General features: G+C 60.2%; 23 protein-coding genes. 8 read left to right on the top strand and 15 right to left on the bottom strand.

Annotated features, from left to right (window positions below; translation table 11 throughout):
• Positions 1-199 precede the first annotated feature (199 nt).
• Positions 200-565: a hypothetical protein gene (locus AB1A62_RS21405; RefSeq protein WP_366663491.1), complete on the bottom strand. Its 366-nt coding sequence runs from the start codon at positions 563-565 to the stop codon at positions 200-202.
• Positions 566-668: 103 nt separating this feature from the next.
• Here AB1A62_RS21405 and AB1A62_RS21410 point away from each other — a divergent pair, with 103 nt between their 5' ends.
• The gene (locus AB1A62_RS21410) at positions 669-1,427 is read left to right on the top strand and encodes an alpha/beta fold hydrolase (protein WP_366663492.1); all 759 of its coding nucleotides are present in this window, start codon (positions 669-671) and stop codon (positions 1,425-1,427) included.
• Positions 1,428-1,433: 6 nt separating this feature from the next.
• Here the strand turns inward: AB1A62_RS21410 and AB1A62_RS21415 are convergent, their stop codons facing one another.
• The 4 genes from AB1A62_RS21415 to AB1A62_RS21430 all read right to left on the bottom strand — a co-directional run bounded on the left by AB1A62_RS21415 (position 1,434) and on the right by AB1A62_RS21430 (position 4,009).
• Positions 1,434-1,622, bottom strand: a complete 189-nt coding sequence (locus tag AB1A62_RS21415; RefSeq protein WP_366663493.1) for a hypothetical protein — start codon at positions 1,620-1,622, stop codon at positions 1,434-1,436.
• Positions 1,623-1,770: 148 nt separating this feature from the next.
• Positions 1,771-2,082 carry a non-heme iron oxygenase ferredoxin subunit gene (locus AB1A62_RS21420; protein ID WP_366663494.1) on the bottom strand — a complete coding sequence of 104 codons (312 nt, stop codon included), beginning with the start codon at positions 2,080-2,082 and terminating at the stop codon, positions 1,771-1,773.
• A gap of 34 nt (positions 2,083-2,116) precedes the next feature.
• On the bottom strand, positions 2,117-3,145 hold the full coding sequence (locus AB1A62_RS21425) for a fatty acid desaturase (protein ID WP_366663495.1): 1,029 nt from the start codon (positions 3,143-3,145) through the stop codon (positions 2,117-2,119).
• 105 nt (positions 3,146-3,250) lie between these two features.
• Positions 3,251-4,009, bottom strand: a complete 759-nt coding sequence (locus AB1A62_RS21430; protein WP_366663496.1) for a class II aldolase and adducin N-terminal domain-containing protein — start codon at positions 4,007-4,009, stop codon at positions 3,251-3,253.
• Positions 4,010-4,120: 111 nt separating this feature from the next.
• Here AB1A62_RS21430 and AB1A62_RS21435 point away from each other — a divergent pair, with 111 nt between their 5' ends.
• From AB1A62_RS21435 to AB1A62_RS21460, 6 genes are all read left to right on the top strand, one after another.
• The gene (locus tag AB1A62_RS21435; RefSeq protein ID WP_366663497.1) at positions 4,121-5,011 is read left to right on the top strand and encodes a LysR family transcriptional regulator; all 891 of its coding nucleotides are present in this window, start codon (positions 4,121-4,123) and stop codon (positions 5,009-5,011) included.
• A gap of 256 nt (positions 5,012-5,267) precedes the next feature.
• Complete coding sequence (gene queC / locus AB1A62_RS21440; RefSeq protein ID WP_366663498.1) at positions 5,268-5,969, top strand: 7-cyano-7-deazaguanine synthase QueC; 702 nt, start codon at positions 5,268-5,270, stop codon at positions 5,967-5,969.
• A complete protein-coding gene (queD, locus tag AB1A62_RS21445) occupies positions 5,969-6,322 on the top strand; it encodes a 6-carboxytetrahydropterin synthase QueD (RefSeq protein WP_366663499.1) in 354 nt (117 codons plus the stop codon). Before queC ends, queD begins: the two co-directional genes overlap by 1 nt.
• The gene (gene queE, locus AB1A62_RS21450; protein WP_366663500.1) at positions 6,319-7,026 is read left to right on the top strand and encodes a 7-carboxy-7-deazaguanine synthase QueE; all 708 of its coding nucleotides are present in this window, start codon (positions 6,319-6,321) and stop codon (positions 7,024-7,026) included. Before queD ends, queE begins: the two co-directional genes overlap by 4 nt.
• Before the next feature lie 17 nt (positions 7,027-7,043).
• The gene (queF, locus tag AB1A62_RS21455) at positions 7,044-7,508 is read left to right on the top strand and encodes a preQ(1) synthase (RefSeq protein ID WP_019295560.1); all 465 of its coding nucleotides are present in this window, start codon (positions 7,044-7,046) and stop codon (positions 7,506-7,508) included.
• Between the two features lie 237 nt (positions 7,509-7,745).
• On the top strand, positions 7,746-8,432 hold the full coding sequence (locus tag AB1A62_RS21460) for a hypothetical protein (protein ID WP_366663501.1): 687 nt from the start codon (positions 7,746-7,748) through the stop codon (positions 8,430-8,432).
• On the opposite strand, the gene AB1A62_RS21465 is transcribed toward AB1A62_RS21460, so the two are convergent.
• The 8 genes from AB1A62_RS21465 to AB1A62_RS21500 all read right to left on the bottom strand — a co-directional run bounded on the left by AB1A62_RS21465 (position 8,409) and on the right by AB1A62_RS21500 (position 14,445).
• Positions 8,409-9,158 (bottom strand): helix-turn-helix transcriptional regulator, encoded by a 750-nt coding sequence (locus AB1A62_RS21465; protein WP_366663502.1) that lies wholly within the window; start codon positions 9,156-9,158, stop codon positions 8,409-8,411. The genes AB1A62_RS21460 and AB1A62_RS21465 overlap by 24 nt on opposite strands.
• 143 nt (positions 9,159-9,301) lie before the next feature.
• Positions 9,302-10,009: a hypothetical protein gene (locus AB1A62_RS21470; RefSeq protein ID WP_366663503.1), complete on the bottom strand. Its 708-nt coding sequence runs from the start codon at positions 10,007-10,009 to the stop codon at positions 9,302-9,304.
• A complete protein-coding gene (locus AB1A62_RS21475; protein WP_366663504.1) occupies positions 10,006-11,061 on the bottom strand; it encodes a GSCFA domain-containing protein in 1,056 nt (351 codons plus the stop codon). Before AB1A62_RS21475 ends, AB1A62_RS21470 begins: the two co-directional genes overlap by 4 nt.
• A 602-nt stretch (positions 11,062-11,663) precedes the next feature.
• A complete protein-coding gene (locus tag AB1A62_RS21480) occupies positions 11,664-12,008 on the bottom strand; it encodes a hypothetical protein (RefSeq protein ID WP_366663505.1) in 345 nt (114 codons plus the stop codon).
• 1,100 nt (positions 12,009-13,108) lie between these two features.
• Positions 13,109-13,345: a hypothetical protein gene (locus AB1A62_RS21485; RefSeq protein WP_366663506.1), complete on the bottom strand. Its 237-nt coding sequence runs from the start codon at positions 13,343-13,345 to the stop codon at positions 13,109-13,111.
• A gap of 11 nt (positions 13,346-13,356) precedes the next feature.
• Positions 13,357-13,557: a hypothetical protein gene (locus tag AB1A62_RS21490; protein WP_366663507.1), complete on the bottom strand. Its 201-nt coding sequence runs from the start codon at positions 13,555-13,557 to the stop codon at positions 13,357-13,359.
• Between the two features lie 167 nt (positions 13,558-13,724).
• The gene (locus AB1A62_RS21495; protein ID WP_366663508.1) at positions 13,725-13,967 is read right to left on the bottom strand and encodes a hypothetical protein; all 243 of its coding nucleotides are present in this window, start codon (positions 13,965-13,967) and stop codon (positions 13,725-13,727) included.
• Between the two features lie 148 nt (positions 13,968-14,115).
• Positions 14,116-14,445 carry a hypothetical protein gene (locus tag AB1A62_RS21500; RefSeq protein ID WP_366663509.1) on the bottom strand — a complete coding sequence of 110 codons (330 nt, stop codon included), beginning with the start codon at positions 14,443-14,445 and terminating at the stop codon, positions 14,116-14,118.
• A gap of 905 nt (positions 14,446-15,350) precedes the next feature.
• Between AB1A62_RS21500 and AB1A62_RS21505 the strand changes: the two genes are divergently transcribed.
• Entirely contained in the window at positions 15,351-15,665 is a 315-nt protein-coding gene (locus AB1A62_RS21505) for a PilZ domain-containing protein (RefSeq protein ID WP_366663510.1), read from the top strand.
• Between the two features lie 70 nt (positions 15,666-15,735).
• Here the strand turns inward: AB1A62_RS21505 and AB1A62_RS21510 are convergent, their stop codons facing one another.
• Together AB1A62_RS21510 and AB1A62_RS21515 are read right to left on the bottom strand one after the other, a co-directional pair.
• Entirely contained in the window at positions 15,736-16,101 is a 366-nt protein-coding gene (locus AB1A62_RS21510) for a hypothetical protein (protein WP_366663511.1), read from the bottom strand.
• Entirely contained in the window at positions 16,098-17,000 is a 903-nt protein-coding gene (locus tag AB1A62_RS21515) for a hypothetical protein (RefSeq protein WP_366663512.1), read from the bottom strand. Before AB1A62_RS21515 ends, AB1A62_RS21510 begins: the two co-directional genes overlap by 4 nt.
• Positions 17,001-17,139 lie beyond the last annotated feature (139 nt).

A 17,139-nucleotide genomic window follows, 5' to 3' on the forward strand; every position in this document is an offset into this window, starting at 1 on the left:
ACAGAAAAGGGGTTTCGCTGCGAAACCTTATTTATTAACAGTGTATTACGAGGGCGTTCGCAGCATTAACAATCCCGGCCCGGCGCCCTGCCCGACGCTACAGGGCCTGCCGCAGCCAGGCCACAAAAGGGCGGGAGCGGCCGGCTGCTGGACCGGAGCCATCTGAACGCGGATAGCGGCGGCGGCGTAAAGCGGGAAATCAGATCAGGCCGCGCCAGCGCAGCACCACCACCAAGAGGATCAGCACGCAAAGGATGGAAAACGCCATGCTGCCCAGCACGCCCAGCCAGAAGCCTTTGCGGCGGTCGGCAAGATCGATTTTCTGCAGATGCGCCTTCACCTCGCGGGCGGCGCCCTGCAGCGGTTTTTCGTCCACCGTCATCCGCAGCCTGGGGTGCTCCAGCAGCGGCAGCGCGGCGGCCAGTTTCATGCCCTGCTTGTAGATCCGGCGGGGGATGCGGCGGCGGACCCGTTTCAGCGCGGCGGCAAGATCGCCGGATGCGTGCTCGCGCTCCTTCAGGAGGGTGCGGATGTCTTCGATATCCTGGTCCAGGCTGGCGGCCATTGCGGCACTCTCCCCATGCTGCGCTGCGAGGCCACCCTAGCCTGCCCCTGCGGCTGCCTCAATGGGGGTGGCAAGCCTCCGCCTGCGCGGCTATCAAGGCGGCATGCTGAACACGATCACTCATGGCACTGCCACCGGAAAAACCCCGCTTCTGATTGCCCATGGGCTTTATGGCTCGGCCCGCAACTGGGGCGTCATCGCCAAGCGCCTGTCGGATGAGCGGCAGGTGGTTGCGGTGGACATGCGCAACCACGGCGACAGCCCGCGCGAGAACAGCCATACCTATCCGGAGCTGGCCGGGGACCTGGAGGAAGTGATCGGCGCCCATGGCGGCCGGATGGATGTGATCGGCCATTCGATGGGCGGCAAGGCGGCAATGATGCTGGCGCTGAACCATCCCGAGGCAGTGCGAAAGCTGGTGGTTGCCGACATCGCGCCGGTCGCCTACGGCCATACCCAGATCCAGTATATCCACGCGATGAAGTCGCTGGACCTGGAGACCATCGAGCGCCGCCCCGAGGCCGCCGCAAAACTGGCCGAGGCCGGGGTGGAGCCTGCGCTGCAGAGCTTCTTCACCCAGTCGCTGGACCTGCCGAACAAGCGCTGGAAGCTGAACCTGGACACGCTGGCGGATCAGATGCCGAACATCATGTCCTTCCCGCAGACGGACGCCGCCTGGGACGGCCCTGCCCTGTTCCTGTCAGGCTCCGAGTCGGATTACGTGCTGCCGGAGCACCGCGAGGAGATCCGCGCGCGGTTCCCCAATGCCCGCTTTGCCAAGCTGCCCGGCGCGGGCCATTGGCTGCACGCGGAGAAGCCGCGGGAGTTCGAGGCCGCCGCGCGGGTGTTCCTGAACGCCTGAGCCGGGTCAGGCGCCGCGGGCATAGAGCTGTTTCGCCACCATCCAGGCCACCGGCAGTGCCAGCACCGCGCCCCCTGCAGCGGCACCGATGATGGCTTGTGTGGTGACCAGCCCGGCCGCCAGCACCGCAATCACCCCGGCCCCTGCCAGGCTGCTGCCGATCAGCGAATACAGGATGGATGCAAGGCGCAACATGGGCTTTCTCCTATAGCTGCCGAGTCTCTCTGGATTCATGCATAGGGAGACCGGACAATCGCTGCCTTGATCAGGATCAGATGGCAATCCGATCAATAAAAGCGGCCCCGAGGGGCGGCCAGCCGCTGGCTATCCGGGGAGGAACGCGTCAGCCGGTATTCACAAAAACCCTTCCGCCCTCAGCCCTTACCGGGTAGGTCTTGAGGTCCTGATGCACCGGGGCGGACAGCGCCTTGCCGGTGCAGATGTCGAAGCGGCCGCCGTGCAGCGGGCATTCGATGACGCAGTCGATCACCAGACCGTCCTCCAGGCTCTGCTCCTCATGCGTGCACATGAGATCGGAGGCAAAGAAGCCCTTTGCTGTGTTGTAGATCGCATAGGACTTGCCGTCATGCTCCCAGGCAATCAGGTCTTCCTCGTCGATGTCATCGGTGGCGCAGGCGTCAATCCATTGGCTCATTCTTGCGGCTCCTGGTCTTGGGATCGGGCGGGAATTACATGGTCCGTTGCGCAACGCGCTGCACCGGACCACCGCCGGTGATCATATGCGGCGCCTGCCGGATTGTGGCGGCCTTGGTCGGGCGGCCCAGGGAGCGGCGCAGCACCACGGACAGCACTTCAAGGTTGGTCCTGAAGAAACCGGGATCGGGCTGCGGCAGCTGGTCCTGCACCGCCTCGGCCAGTTTTGGCAGCGCGTGGAACGGCACCTGCGGATACAGATGGTGTTCGACGTGGTTGTTCATCTTCATATAGAGGAACTCAGCCAGCCAATTGCTGCGGAACGAGCGGGTGCTTTCCAGGATCGAGGGCGAGTTTTCCTGCAGCTCCACATGCTGGATCAGGGTGAACAGCAGCATGACAGGCGCGCCCAGTACCCGCGGGACCGCGATCAGCCAGACCGGCCACCAGATGCCCAGGAACGGCGCCGCGGCGATCAGCGCATAGATCATCAGCATGATGCGCGCGTTGCGGGTCATCCTGGCGAACTCGCCCTCGGGCGTGACCATCTTCATGGTGTCGGTGTAGTGGCCGGCCGCCAGATGCACGAAGACCTGCATGTGGAAGCGCAAGAGCGCAAAGCCGGTGATCTCGGCCAGCCAGCCGCCAAAGCCCATCGGCGTGTCGAACGGCATCTGGCTGTCCTTGCCGACCCACCAGGTATGGGTGTGGTGGTTGGTGTGGGTGTAGCGGCGGTGCAGCGGTTCCTCCATGTAGAGGAGCGAGGTGACCCACAGCACCGTCTCGTTCAGCCAGCGGGTGCGGAACGCGGTGCCGTGCGCGGTCTCATGGCTGAAGGAATAGGCCGGAACGGTCAGGAAGATACCGTGCAGCAGCATGGCGGGCCACATCCAGATGGTGCCGAGCGCGGCCCACACCAGGGTGCCGGTGGCGGTCAGGAAAGCCAGCCATTGCGCCAGGTAGATCAGCCCGGGCCTGTCGCTGCGGGCGGCGATGGATTTCAGCGTCTTCTTGTCGAGCTTCACACCCGAGGACGCAGCATTGGTGGGGACGTAATCAGGCATCTGGAACCTTCTGGATGGCTGAAGGGATGTTACGATTGGATGCAGCAAGCCGCCGGGCAACTGAATCAACCGCCCGTGGCGTCACTGCCTGGATTGAAAGCCTATTCAGCTGGCGTAATTGGAGCCTTCGTCGTCGAGGATCGCTTTCAGCTCGGCCAGGTGGCGTTCGGCCTGATCCGGGTAATCCTCCAGCTCCTGCGCGGTCTTCTCGGCGATCTCGTCGCTCAGCACCCGCAGCTTCTGGCCGGTTTGCAGCGCCCGGATATAGGTCTCTGCGGCGCGCTCGAAATAGTAGAGGCGGTTGAAAGTGTCCGCGACGCTGTCGCCGATCACCAGCACCCCGTGGTTGCCCATGATCATGGTCTTGACCTTGGGATCAGTCAGCATCGACGCGCAGCGGGCGCCCTCGTCCTCAAATGCCAGACCGCCGAAATCGCCGTCGACCACATAGCGGTTGTAGAAGGTGGCGGTGTTCTGGTCGATCGGCGGCAGGGTGCTGTCAGCGAGGCAGGCCAGCACGGTGGCGTGGATCGAATGCACATGCATCACGCAGCGGGCGTGCGGGCACAGCCGGTGGATGGAGCCGTGCAGGCCCCAGGCAGTCGGGTCCGGCGCGTCGGGGCGGTCCATCGTCTTGGGGTCGTTGGCATCCAGCAGCAGGAGATCGGAGGCCTTGATGCGCCGGAAATGCGCCTGGTTGGGGTTCATCAGGAACTGGCTGCCATCCTCGTTCACCGCCAGGCTGAAGTGGTTGGCGACGCCCTCATGCATGTCCAGGCGTTCGGTCCAGCGGAAGGCGGCGGCCATATCGACGCGCTCCTGCCAGTGGGTGAGGTTCGGGCTCAGGTCCGTTTGCTTGTTCATTGTGACGCCTCCAAATTCGGTTGCCATAGTGGTGCCAGCCGTATTCGCTGCTGACAAACGATTGATTCAGCCGCTATGCATTAATTGTACTAATGCATAGGTGATACATCCATGCCGTCCCCCGGATCGCCCTCTTCCTCCCTGCCCCCGCTCACCTGGCTGCGCGCCTTTGAGGCCAGTGCCAGGCACCTCTCGTTCACCCGCGCCGCCGCGGAGCTGAACCTGACCCAATCGGCAATCAGCCAGCATGTGCGCAGCCTGGAGAACTTTTTGGGCCGCGAGCTGTTCATCCGCAAAACCCGGGCGCTGGAGCTATCAGAGGCCGGGGCGAATTACATGCCGATCGTCCGCGAAGCCTTTGACCTGATTGCCGCGGGCACCCAGGCCTTTACCGGCGGCGATCAGGGCCGGCATCTGGTGCTGCAGTGCAATATGGCGTTCTCAGTCTTCTGGCTGTCGCCGCGCCTGCCGCGCCTCTATGAAAAATTCCCCTGGCTGGTGCTGAACATCGTGACACCGATCTGGGACCCGGAACGCCATGCCAGCTCTGCCGGGACCGAGATCCGTTTTGGCCGCCCGAATGATATGTCGGCGGCAGCGGTCCGGCTGACCCGGGACCGGTTCTACCCGGTCTGCGCGCCGGGTTATCAGGGCGGCGAGTTTGATTTCAGCACCGCGACCCTGCTGGATTGCGGCGGCGTGACAGGCTCTTGGGGGGCGTGGTTCAAGTCGCAGGAGCTGCCGTTTGAGCGCAACCACGAGATCAACCTGGCCTCCACTTACGTGATTGCCATGACCGCGGCGGTGAATGGCGCCGGGATCTCCATGTCGCATGACACGCTGGCGGGCGGGCTGCTGCAAAGCGGCCAGCTGGTCAGGGCCGGCGATCACTCGGCGGAGCTATTGGAGAACTACTTCCTGATGCCGCCGCCAAGCCATGCCAGCACCCCGGCATCGCGGGCATTTCTGGAGTGGCTGGAGGGGGAGCTGCCGCCCGTGTAGCGCAAAGCATTAGGCCCGGGCCTGACCTTGGGAGTGCGCAAATGCGCCTTCGCCATGCTGGAAGCATGCCTTCGGCAGGACGGGAAGGTCAGGCGCGGGCCGGGCCTTTGGCCCGACCCATAGGGCATTTTCAAATTTCCCCAGCAAGTCCTGCCAAATGTTCGCAATACGCCCGCGGCTTGCGCCATTTGCCGCTTGCTGCTAAACGCGCGGAACCGGTCGCAGCCTACCCGGTCACCAAAACAAGGGTTCAAACATGAAGACTATCGTTATCTGCTCGGGCGGGCTGGATTCCGTTTCGCTTGCCCATATGGTCGCTGAGGAGCATCAGCTGACCCGTCTTGTCTCCTTCGACTACGGCCAGCGCCACAAGAAGGAACTCGACTATGCCGCCGCCGCTGCCAAACGGCTGGGCGTGCCGCATGACATCATCGACATGAGGGGTATCGGCGCCGCGCTTTCCGGCTCGGCCCTGACCGATGACATCGACGTGCCGGACGGCCACTACGAGGAAGAGACCATGAAGGTCACCGTGGTGCCGAACCGGAACGCCATCATGCTGACCATCGCCTATGGCATTGCCGCTGCAAACGGCGACGACGCCGTGGCCACGGCGGTGCATGGCGGCGACCATTTCATCTATCCGGACTGCCGCCCGGCCTTCACCGAGGCGTTTGATGCGATGCAGCGGGCGGCGCTGGACGGCTATGCGGACGTTCGGCTCTACACCCCGTTTGTGCACCGCACCAAGGGCGACATCGTCACCGCGGGTGCTAGGCACAACACCCCCTTTGCCGAGACCTGGTCCTGCTACAAGGGCGGCGAGAAGCACTGCGGCCGCTGCGGCACCTGCGTGGAGCGGCGCGAGGCCTTCCATCTGGCAGGCGTCGAAGACCCGACAGACTATGCCGACCCGGACTTCTGGAAAGCCGCCATTGCAGGCAAGGACGGCGCCTGATGTTCCGGATCACCAAGGAGTTTCATTTCTCCGCCTCGCATCAGCTGACCCATCTGCCATCCGACCACCAATGCGCCCGGATGCATGGGCACAACTACATCGTTGTGGTGGAGCTGGCAGCCAAAGAGCTGAACGCGGACGGCTTTGTGCGCGACTATCACGAGCTGAAGCCGCTGAAGGAGTACATCGACGGCACCTTCGACCACCGGCATCTGAACGATGTGCTGGAGGGGCATTCGACGGCGGAAAACATGGCGAAGCATTTTTATGACTGGTGCCATGCGCGCTGGCCGGAAGTCACCGCCGTGAAGGTTTCGGAGACGCCCAAAACCTGGGCGGAATACCGGCCATGAGCTTGCGCATTGCAGAAATCTTCGGCCCCACGATCCAGGGTGAAGGCGCCCTGATCGGGGAACCCACGGTGTTTGTGCGCGCCGGCGGCTGCGATTACCGCTGCTCCTGGTGCGATAGCATGCATGCGGTCGACAGCGCCTACCGCCACGACTGGGCGGTGATGGCGCCCGAAGAGGTCATGGCTGAGGTCCGCCGCCTGTCCGGCGGCAAGCCGCTGACGGTGTCGATTTCCGGCGGCAACCCGGCGATCCAGGACTTCGCCCCGGTGATTGCCTACGGCAAGGCCGAGGGCTACCGGTTTGCCTGCGAGACCCAGGGATCGGTCAGCAAGCCCTGGTTTGCGGATCTCGACACGCTGGTGCTGAGCCCCAAGCCCCCCTCCAGCGGCGAGACGGTGGACTGGAAGGCCTTTGACCAATGCCTGGAAGCCGCCAAGGGCTGCGGCCAGGCGGTGATGAAGATCGTGATCTTCGACGACAAGGATTACGCCTGGGCCAAGGCCGCTGCCGAACGCCACCCGGAGCTGCCGCTGTACCTGCAGCCCGGCAACCCTGAGGTCGACCCCGACCTGCCCGTCGACCTGCAGCAGGCCACCGACCGGCTGCTGTGGCTCATCGAAAAAGTGACCGGCGACGGCTGGTTCACCCCCCGCGTCCTGCCCCAGCTGCATGTGCTGGTCTGGGGCAACAAGCGCGGCGTCTGACAACAAGGAACCCTGACATGTCCGACAGCATCTACAGCAACCTGAAACAGCTGGGCGGCGACACCATCGTGCCGCAAAGCCCGGAACAGGCGGAACTGGAGCGGGTGCAGAACCCGCAGGCCGACGTGGCCTACAACGTGCGCTTCACCGCGCCCGAGTTCACCTCGCTCTGCCCGATGACCGGGCAGCCGGATTTTGCCCATCTGGTGATCGACTATGTGCCGGGCGAATGGCTGGTGGAGAGCAAATCGCTGAAGCTGTTCCTCACTTCCTTCCGCAACCACGGCGCCTTCCACGAGGACTGCACCGTCTCCATCGCCCGCCGCCTGGCGGATTTCCTGGAGCCCAAATGGCTGCGCATCGGCGGCTACTGGTACCCGCGCGGCGGCATCCCGATCGACGTGTTCTGGCAGACCGGCCCGATGCCGGAAGGCGTCTGGATCCCGGACCAGGGCGTGCCGCCCTACCGCGGCCGCGGCTGATACAACCCTGAGACACCATGGCGTGATTCAGCCCGGCAGCGCAGCTGCCGGGCTTTTTCTTTGTAAAACAACCCATACCGCCGCCGGGCTGCGGCACTTAGCGGAACAAACCCGCCTGAGGGAAATAGAAAATTTACCGTAAAAGTGGTTAAGATTTTAGTCATTCCGCACTCTGTGGCGGCGTCAGCAGGCAATCCGGGCTATCCCGGAATGAAGAATTTGTGACGGGGGACCTTAATGAACTCATTGGACTTGGGGAAAACGCTTTCGGGGTATTTAAGTGCGCTTGCGGAGACCGGGCTGCAGATCGAAATGTTCACCGATTTCGAGAAAGTGCCCGAAACCGCCGCCGCCACCGGACGCCTGTTCCAGATGCCCGGATTCGCGATCGAGCGGGCGGACCACACCGAAAACTCCGCCTTCTGGCTGTTCCTCAAGGAGGGCGATGCCTACATCGGCGGTGCGGCCTCGATGCTGCAGGACCTGGGCCGGGAAACCTTGGCGGACTACCTGCTGCGCACCTCTCGCCACCAGTTTCCCAACGGCGCCGGCGGCGGGGTCGAAAGCGTCGCCGCACCGCTGGCCCGCGAGGTCCGCGGGCGGCTGGCCTATGTCGGCGAGCTGACATTCCTGCCCGGCCACCGCGGCCGCCGGGCGGAGCGGCTGGCGCCCTTCATTCGGATCCTGCATATCCTGGCGATTCAGAAATGGGATGTGGACTGGATTTATGCCTTCATCCCGGACCGCCACATGCAGGCCCGGCTGGATCTGGTCTATGGCTTCACCCGCGCCATCCCGAGGGCGCAAAAGTGGCGGGCCCCGGAACCGGAGGTGCGCAGCAGCACCGAATGGTTCGTCGGCGCCTCGCGGCTGGAGATGGAGCATATGCTGCAAAGCGACTTAGCCGGTTTTGATGTCCTGTGAAAAGTTGACCACCAGCAGCTTGCCGTCGGGCAGATAGACCGGTGCCAGCACCCGGCGGTATTGGCGGGTGAAGCGCCGCCCGTTCAACAGCTTCACGTCGATGGAGGGATGCGTGATCACCGGCTCGCCCCGGCTGATCGCCTCGCTGTGGGCCATCACCAGATCCGTGTTCAGCTTGTCGCTGAACCCGTTCAGCGTGCCGCGCAGCTGGTCGCTGTCCGAGACCTCAAAACAGATCGACGCCAGGCTGGCCGGGCCGGAGCGGATCGGCTGGATGCGGTTCTGTTCAGCATCCGGCGGATCGAACATGTCGACCGCGTGCTGCAGCCGCTCGAAACCTTCCAGCCGGCCGCTGTTGGCAAACCACCAGTCCAGGAAATCCTGCAGCGACACATCGCAGCCGCTGTATTGGCGGGACCGCGCGGCGGCCTGCATGCGGGCATTGAGAATATCAAAGGCCCTGGCGGCATCCGCATCGGCACGGGCTTCCGGCAGCAGCTCCAGCCCCGCGGTGTCAGAGGAGAAATACTGGAACGACACCCCCAGCCCCCGCGCCAGCGCATCCAGCGTGCTCCAGCCGATTTCGCGCTGATGTTTCAGCGCGCTGTTGAAGGTGCCATAGGGGATGCCGCATTTCAGAGCCGCCTGCCGGTTGGACAGGTTCATGTCTTCCAAGAGGGCCGAAATTTTCTCGTGGATTAGCGCCATATGTGCAGGATCTTTCACATTCCGCGCAACATGTTGCATAAATTTACCGTCACAGCAACGCAATCTGTACGCAAACGCTACAGTCAGCACTCGCGCCCTCTGATTATCCTGCCGCGGACGCAACTGACAAAAAGGCGGAGAGAAAATCTCTCCGCCTTTGTTCATTTTCGAATGGTTGGCAGATAATGCTCTAACCAGATTTCCCCATATCGGCAGTTCATATGGCTGACTTCACCGCTTGGATGCGCTTTCGGGGCTCTTTCGGTTTCGACCTGCAGCCGCTTTGACCCGGTGGAGAACTCGGCAAAAGTCGCCCGTGTCTGCCCGATCACGGTCTCTTTGGGCTGGGCGATAACGGATGCGCTAAGCTTGTCGAAGGCAACGCGCTGGAAAAAAGCGGTCTCCTCCTCGTGCGAGCACGTCCATGCGGACGCGGTATCCGTCCCTGCGGGCACTCTGAAGGGGGCCGCCGCGACACTCACTGGCTTGTCTGTAACGGTCCGCAGCTGGCCGATAAGCCGCGCCGCATTACTCTCCACGCATCTGTCCGTCAGCGCGGCTTCACGAACCGCAGCAGAATATTTTACGTCTGTGTGCTCAGCCTTTGGTGATTTGATCAACCCATAAAACAGGAAGCTGTCATACTGCTCCGGGTCGCATTCCTGCAGTCCCCCCGAGGTCACTTTCAAAATTTCCCGCACATCGTCCGTCAAGCCAACCAGCTTGCCGTCCCGCAGCGCCACATTCCTGATCTTGGTGCCCGGCGTTGCAAAAAAAGTCAGGGACAGGTCCGCCCAGCTGCCGCAAATCTGACGCCACGCCTCGATCAGCGCACCGCAGTGGCTGTTGCCAACAACACATACTTTCATTTTTGACCGCCAAACTTCGACAAGATTTCTTCCTCGCACACCAGATCGTTCTGCTTCTCATTGGGTGATACACTGGCGCCGCCGCTGCCTTCGTTGATGCCGAAGGTCTCTGCCTGGCAGCGGAAGAAGGTATCCATCACGAACCGGACCCCGGGCATAGCGACATTGCGCTGATTTGGCTCGAAAAACGCCCCTTTGAAGGCCGGGCTGTTGATAATTTCGTAGGACGGGAAGTAGTCGACCCGCCCCCGGCGGTCCGCCAGGTGACCCGCGACCGCCCTCAGAATCGACTTCGACTGCATCGTGGCCACCAGCACATGCTTGCCGGAGTTTGTTGCTGTCAGCGGCACCGGGGAGACCGTAAGGATGATCTTCACGCGCGGATTGGCCCGGTGCATGATTTTGATGGCGGAATTAAGTGCCCCCTGCACCTCCACGTAGTTCAGATTGTGGAACTGGTGCACCTTCGGGTCGAAGGTGCCGGCGATGGTTCCAGGGCACATCGGGTACTCGTACCCGCCATCTGCATTCAGCCACTGTTCCGTCAGCCCCAAAGTGAAGACGAAAATGTCTGCCATCTCAACGCTGCGCCGGAAAGCCGCCAGTGTAACAGCCCGGGATTCCAAAAGCTCTTCCTTACTGGCAAAACCGCCAGGTTCGACATTCGGGCGGAAGGGATCAATCCAGCGGCCGTCTTTCTCCCACAGTTCTTCCGGGACTTTCGCCTCGCCGAACGCCCACCTCAGCCATTGCAGAAGCAGCGTGGCAGTATAGATATTGCCCGTGCGGCTGGAGAAAACGTCATAGTTGAATTTCTTCGCATTTTCGTCGCTCAACCCGAAGGGCCGTTTCTCCGGCCGGCACCAGCGGAACCCCCGGGCGGCCAGAGCATTACCGATATGCTGGGCAAAACATGATCCGTAAGTGGAGACCATACTCTTTGGGGTCACCCGGAACTTCGGAACCCAAAGCTCTGAAATATCCAGAAAATTTTTGTCGGCGACAGCAGTGCGCCAGAATCCGGAAGGAGGCACAGTCTCATACGGGTTCATAATCAAAAAAATCCTGTTTCAGGGAGGTACAGACATTCGAGCGGGCTCGGAAAACTCATATTACCGCTGCCCCACCGCATGCAAGTCCCAAGTATTCCCCCCCGCCGTGCCGGAACCTATCCGCGCATCCGGGATGCCCGGGGCCTCATTTCCCCTGCATTGTTTTCCAAATCACAGACATCCGCCATGCCAGCTCCCGCGGGCCAGGGCACGTCCAGGGCGGCGCCGGTCAGCCCAAAGTTTGCGTGGTTTGCGGCAGGCAGGTTCCAATGTGGTGCGGACGGCGGGACTCGAACCCGCACGGCCATACGGCCAGGAGATTTTAAGTTCTAGTTGAACTGAGGCAAATCAGAGGCTTAGGCGGCTTCGCTCCCACGGACAAACCGGAAACGAATGGTGAAAGTGGGAGTGGTTTTCCTACGTCCTTTCGATTCCGCTTTTCTGGCGCCAAACACCCTGAAGCAGACCGCTGTTGTCTTTGGTGCTGCTACGAAAAACAGTACTTTCGAATAGGTGTCTAACCAGATCGATAGCGCTCGGCGTATCGCAACGGCAATGTGGAGCGACACTTGCCCACACCTTGGCCGAAGGGAAGTCTTGGCTCAATCGCTCAGCCTAACCAATTCATCAACCACATCGCCGAAGGTTGCGCCTGTCATCTTCAGCGTGACCGTAGCGATCCCGCTCACCTTGGGTACCGGTTTGGCATCTTCGCCTCGGATGAACCCGAGAACCTCCGCGAATTTCCCGATTGGAAAGTCCGACGCGACGACATTGATTTGGGAACTGTCGGAGAAGCTGAATCTTCCCCACTTCCTTTCCGCCAATCCGCCTGGCTCGTCCTCGCTGCAATCGCACAGGCATTCGCCGGTGTCGGGGTCTTGGACACAAATACACCCAGTTTGGCACACGATGCTACAATCTGGCCCTGCTTCACAAACCGCCATTTCTCTCTCCTGAAATTCTTACACACATGCTGAATTTTAGCACAAAGTAAGTCTCTCGAAAATGAATGGGGCGTTAGGTTTTTTCCAAACAGCAACGCCTCGTCAATGTGTTTCCATTAAGAAGTTGAAGAGCGTCTAGCCGACATATCCGTAGCGCTTTGATTCCGTCAACGTTGGCGGGTACCTTCTAGCATCCGCTCTCCTGTTCTAGACAGCTTCTACCTGCAGCCTACGTCTTTGATATCCCAAGGCTCCCTACTTGGACTGCTCCGCTTTTTGAGCTAAAGCCTCCGAATCCCAAACTTTCTAGGGCGGGATAGAGCGGCCCGCAGCGCCACCCCATCTGAGCGCACATCTCGCGGGCCGCTCACCTCCTTATTTGGAATCGCACTTTACGTGCTGCACAGTCAGAAGGGCTGCGCAGCTTGGACATTCAAAAGCATCCCCCTCCGCCGGCACATCGCTAAGTTTGAAATCCAAACCTATGGAGCACACGGGGCACTCAAACTCAGCCCAAGCCCCACTGTCACTGCTAAGAAACTGAAACATCCCTACCTCTTTGAGAGATTTTCCCAGGGCGCATGTTAGCCTATCGGTTGTACTTTCCAAGTAGTGAATACTGCAGTCTGCAGTTCGGACTTTTCTTCTTACAGTAGGTAACCCTGTCGTTTCCTCATGCAGGGCGAGCAGCCCGTGGTTAACCAGTGTCTATTGTTAGGTTCAGCGGGTTGCTCAACTACATTTCTGGACTGCCCTTCCCACTGAGGTATACTGCTTCCATCCCGATCAACCGGGGCGGGATGGAGCGGCCTGCTGCACTGTTCTCATCGGTGCCATTACCCCGCGGGCCGCTCGCCCCAGCCCTCGACAACCTATACTTGCGTCCTACGTTCTCAACATCCCAAGACTCCCCAGTTGGGATTGAGCGGTCCGCGCGTAACTAGTGCTTGTGTAACCAGCTTTGCGGGCCGCTTCACTCCCTTTCTGGACTGCTCCACTCGCTGAGCTATACTACTACGATCCCGATCAGCCGGGGCGGGATAGAGCGGCCTGCCGCACCGTTCCCACTGGTGCCATTACCCCGCGGGTCGCTCGCTCCTTTACTGGATCCAATCGATCCATATTCCGGCAGCCGTCACGACCACCGACACAGCAACCGCTACCGCTGACCAGCGCGTCCAGTTTGCAGCCTTGATTTGCGCATCAGCTACCTCCCTGTGAACAGTCAGCTCTCGGCGGCGAAACTCCATCGTGTGCCGATAGTCTTCCAGTGAGCCGGGCTGTCCGCCAACCTTGGCCAGTTCTTCATCCGTGTAGTCTTTAAGCGCTTTCGGCACCCGACCTCTCCTTATTCGGCCTCTTTGACTGGGAAGAACAGCCAGAGAATTACAATCGACGCGATGGGCGACCAGGCGATTGAAATCAACCACCACGGCCAAGGGCTATGTCCGCGCTCCCGCGCCATTTCGCCAATCAATGAAAAGACGGCCCACACAATCAGGACAATGAGAGCCAGGACGAACATTGGCAAAACCGCGTCAATCAGCATCTGATGGCTCCCTTACTGGGCGCGGCCTGAAACTGACCCGCACCTGCAAAAATTCCCCGTAAAAGGCGAACAAACCGCCCTACCATCAACTTGCCCCTAGCCGACAGGGGCAGCGACCCGCAGGTAACTGGTGCTTGTTTAACCAGTATTGTGGGTCGCTTCACACCTCAGTCGGCATCCAGATCGTCGAAGTGCTCACCTTCCGAGAAATCGAAATAGACAGACCCCAGCTTCTTGCCGGAACGCAGTTCCAGGTCATGGTGCCCGTCTTCGTATTCTCCCCGCTCCAATTTCTCCGCAATCCCCCGCAGTGCGTTAGCAACCCATCCGGCAACAACCTTCTGAGTTGGCCCTGAGCCTTCAATTTCAATGTCGCACTGAATAAACTGCGTCAGTTCCAAGTTCGCCACTATTCACCTCTCCTTACTTTGATCGATAATCCCGCAGTTCAGCGGCTTCTGGTGCCACTTGACACGCTCAATGGTATCGGTTGTGTCAGCTTCAAGTTCAACAGACGGTATTGTTTCCCCAGACTGCGGGCCGCACTAACGCGGTTTCCTATTCAGGAAACTCCTCAGCTCGAAGAGCTCTCTCTAACATCCGCCGGACCTTCTGAGCCAAGGCAATGCGGTGGCTCTCCGCCTGAGACAGGGCTCCAGCGAAGTTTTCCTTTAGCGTGTTGGTGAGCAAGAAAAGCCATCTGGATGCCTCGTCTAACTGCTCCCTCCTCGTTCCAGCGGTAATATCCCGTTCTTCTGGAATTAGGCTTTCCGCACCCTTCTCTTTCAGCAGACTCTTCAGATCATTGACCCGTTCATAGGTCTCTTCGATCAGAAAAATAAACTCTTCACCCCTCACTAAACACCTATTCTGTCCCTTGGCCGGCATCGTCGCCGCGCTCAGTACCCCATTCTTCTTGCCATGCACAGTATGCGGACCGGCTGATGGTCGGCCCCGGCAGAACCTCGCCCCTATAGAACGCGGCCTTTTCGCACTCTGCGCCAAAAACGACAACACCACAGCACGCTACCTGCCGTGGTGGGGAGAGCGGCCTGCAACACAATCGCTCCCACTTGCAGGCCGCTCCTTATTGGGACTTGCGAAAACTCGACGGAGGTGGGCTACTATGCCTTGAGCCAGTCGGAGGAAGCGGATGGGGGATACGAAATGCAACTACCAGCGAAAGGTTACTGAAAGAGAACTCTCGACAGCGCTTTCTGAAGCCCGGTGCCGGGATTGCGGCGCCGCTGCGAAGGAGTTGATACAGAGTGGCGAGTTTCTCGAGGTTTGCGGCGAGGAATTCTATTCCGACATCGTAACAAAGGAACGCGTACTCAATCCAATTGCTCTTTGCCCCGCATGTCACCGACGGCACCATCTCGACGCACTCGGTCAACACAATCCATGCCAAGTCAAGGCACGTCTCAGTAGAGAAGGGTTAGCCTAGCATTTCCGTGCTTTCGATTGCGGCTTGAGCTCCAAATCTGAGACCGTGAAAGGTCTGTTTGAGGCTTGATTTGTCGCCTTCCCTTTCTGAGCAGCCGTGTCCCAGAAAGGCCGGAGACCGATATAGCGAGACGCAAGCCTGACACAGGGTGAGCACTAAGCAACTCGCCAGCCCTATTCTGCAGGAAAGCTTGCGCTCATTTTCGCCAGCCAATCCCCAACAAAGATGCAGCAGCGGGGACACGGAAAATCGCAAGTTGACAAACTTCCATCTGACCTCATAGAATGCTGAAACAAAACAAAAAAACTTCAGCTACTGAAGCAGAACGAGGCATATCAACGGCCCCATGTTTAGACAGCCAGAACCTTCGGAACCCCGCCTTTCACTAAAACTTCCTTGCACACTCAACCTTCCTGTCCGAGACCTCGCAGCCACTACAGTTAATGTAAGCTATGGCGGCTTGGGAATTGAGCTGCCTGAGGGTGCCCCCGTCTTTGACCGCAAAGAGTTGCTGACAGTGACTGTGGATGGCATTGGCGTCCTCCAGGTGGATATCCTTTGGTGGCGAGGGAGCAGGTTAGGCCTTAAATTCCGTTCCAAGAGGAGTGCACGGCCCGCCTTGGACGCCTATTTTAGGAAGTTGGGTGAGTATCCAACCTAATTCACCCCTTCCTGAAACGACAAAAGCCCCGGCGCAAACCGGGGCTTTCCTTTTCTCTGCTGGCGCGGCGCTACGGCTCGGAAACCATTTGGACCCGCTGAAGCCCGTGAAGCGTTGCCAGGGCCTCGAATTGCGCAACATGATCTGTTGTTTCGGCAGGGCCGACCTCTTTAAGCAGCACCAGCATCACCTCCGCCAGGTCAGCCGGATCAACACCGTCTGGCACCGTGCCGCTTCCTGCATCGGTCAGCGTTGCGAGAAAATCCGGTTTCACTTTCGTTGACAGGCCCCAATGAGTGGCAGGGTCAGCGCCGCTCGCAGACAGCGGAACAGAGTAGCACTCAAATCCCCAGCCTAGTGCACCGGCAATGCGGCGCGCTGCTGCCACCTGCTTGCCTGGGACGATCAAGGCGGCGCGGAGTGTAAAATCTGTCATGCGACCCCCAAGTGGCGCTGCGCCCATGTGTGAAGCTTCGACAATTCCGCATCAGACGGTATCTCGCTAAACGCGCCGACAGGTGCCCCACGTCCCTTCCAAGCCCGCCCGGAGTTGGTGAAGTTTCTGCCGAAGAAGTTCCCCACATTAAAAGCTGCGTGGTCGGCACGCTTGATGAGAACCAGCGACCAAGGGAGCGGCAGAATGTCTGTTCCGAATACCCCGCCGCTTACAGAAACCCGCCACGGCCCTGTCCCCGTGAATAACCCTGCATTGTTCTGGTGCAGCATTACACGGTCAGACGAGCCAGAGGTTAGCCCCGCTAGGTCAGAGCACAGCGTGTGGTAATCATCCGCCGCTGTCTCGACGCCGGTTTTGTACTGCAACGCCAGCGCCACCATCTTGACAGAAAGGTCAGACGCCAACTGCAGCCCATTGTCGTCAAGACCATCGTTCTCCAGCCAGATCGCGCCGCCGATGGATTTGAATTCCATTCGTTCGGCCGCTTGCTCTTGGGCGAGGTGGTTACCAGGGATTTCGCGGATGCTTTCGATTTCCATCCGCACCATGTCGCCAGCGGTGGACCCGGAGGCGTACATGAGGAAGTCAGCACTGCCAGAAACTACTCTGAATTCATGCGTTCCGCTGACGTCAAATTCAGTGCCGGCAATCTGCCCCAGATTTCCGCCGATCAGGGCACGGATCGCGCTGCCCTCGTCGTTACCGGACCACGAAACCCGAACATAGTACCGCTTGCCGCTTTCGAGGACACCATATTGCCGCAATCCGACAAAGTTGCCGCTGGCGGTCAGGTTCCATCCCGCACCGTCCTGAACCTGCGCCGATGTGTTCTGAAACGTCTGAGATGCGATGCTGGCAAGTTCCGGCCCCAGCGCCAACCCTTGCGATCCTGGGGAGCCTGATCTGACTGGTCCGGTTTGATTGTTAGTGCATGACTGGCCTTTGGTCCATCGGGACGATGGTTTCCGGCGCAGGCGGCCGGTATCCCAAGGCGCTGTGAGGCCGCTTAGTGTTGTA

It is taken from the genome of Leisingera sp. JC11, assembly GCF_040704725.1.
In the GTDB taxonomy this organism is placed as follows: Bacteria; Pseudomonadota; Alphaproteobacteria; order Rhodobacterales; family Rhodobacteraceae; genus Leisingera.

Coding starts and splice junctions, on each gene's coding strand:
- AB1A62_RS21405 (WP_366663491.1), bottom strand. CDS start 565: ATGGCCGCCAGCCTGGACCAGGATATCGAAGACATCCGCACCCTCCTG.
- AB1A62_RS21410 (WP_366663492.1), top strand. CDS start 669: ATGCTGAACACGATCACTCATGGCACTGCCACCGGAAAAACCCCGCTT.
- AB1A62_RS21415 (WP_366663493.1), bottom strand. CDS start 1,622: ATGTTGCGCCTTGCATCCATCCTGTATTCGCTGATCGGCAGCAGCCTG.
- AB1A62_RS21420 (WP_366663494.1), bottom strand. CDS start 2,082: ATGAGCCAATGGATTGACGCCTGCGCCACCGATGACATCGACGAGGAA.
- AB1A62_RS21425 (WP_366663495.1), bottom strand. CDS start 3,145: ATGCCTGATTACGTCCCCACCAATGCTGCGTCCTCGGGTGTGAAGCTC.
- AB1A62_RS21430 (WP_366663496.1), bottom strand. CDS start 4,009: ATGAACAAGCAAACGGACCTGAGCCCGAACCTCACCCACTGGCAGGAG.
- AB1A62_RS21435 (WP_366663497.1), top strand. CDS start 4,121: ATGCCGTCCCCCGGATCGCCCTCTTCCTCCCTGCCCCCGCTCACCTGG.
- queC (WP_366663498.1), top strand. CDS start 5,268: ATGAAGACTATCGTTATCTGCTCGGGCGGGCTGGATTCCGTTTCGCTT.
- queD (WP_366663499.1), top strand. CDS start 5,969: ATGTTCCGGATCACCAAGGAGTTTCATTTCTCCGCCTCGCATCAGCTG.
- queE (WP_366663500.1), top strand. CDS start 6,319: ATGAGCTTGCGCATTGCAGAAATCTTCGGCCCCACGATCCAGGGTGAA.
- queF (WP_019295560.1), top strand. CDS start 7,044: ATGTCCGACAGCATCTACAGCAACCTGAAACAGCTGGGCGGCGACACC.
- AB1A62_RS21460 (WP_366663501.1), top strand. CDS start 7,746: ATGAACTCATTGGACTTGGGGAAAACGCTTTCGGGGTATTTAAGTGCG.
- AB1A62_RS21470 (WP_366663503.1), bottom strand. CDS start 10,009: ATGAAAGTATGTGTTGTTGGCAACAGCCACTGCGGTGCGCTGATCGAG.
- AB1A62_RS21475 (WP_366663504.1), bottom strand. CDS start 11,061: ATGAACCCGTATGAGACTGTGCCTCCTTCCGGATTCTGGCGCACTGCT.
- AB1A62_RS21480 (WP_366663505.1), bottom strand. CDS start 12,008: ATGGCGGTTTGTGAAGCAGGGCCAGATTGTAGCATCGTGTGCCAAACT.
- AB1A62_RS21490 (WP_366663507.1), bottom strand. CDS start 13,557: ATGCTGATTGACGCGGTTTTGCCAATGTTCGTCCTGGCTCTCATTGTC.
- AB1A62_RS21500 (WP_366663509.1), bottom strand. CDS start 14,445: ATGCCGGCCAAGGGACAGAATAGGTGTTTAGTGAGGGGTGAAGAGTTT.
- AB1A62_RS21505 (WP_366663510.1), top strand. CDS start 15,351: ATGTTTAGACAGCCAGAACCTTCGGAACCCCGCCTTTCACTAAAACTT.
- AB1A62_RS21510 (WP_366663511.1), bottom strand. CDS start 16,101: ATGACAGATTTTACACTCCGCGCCGCCTTGATCGTCCCAGGCAAGCAG.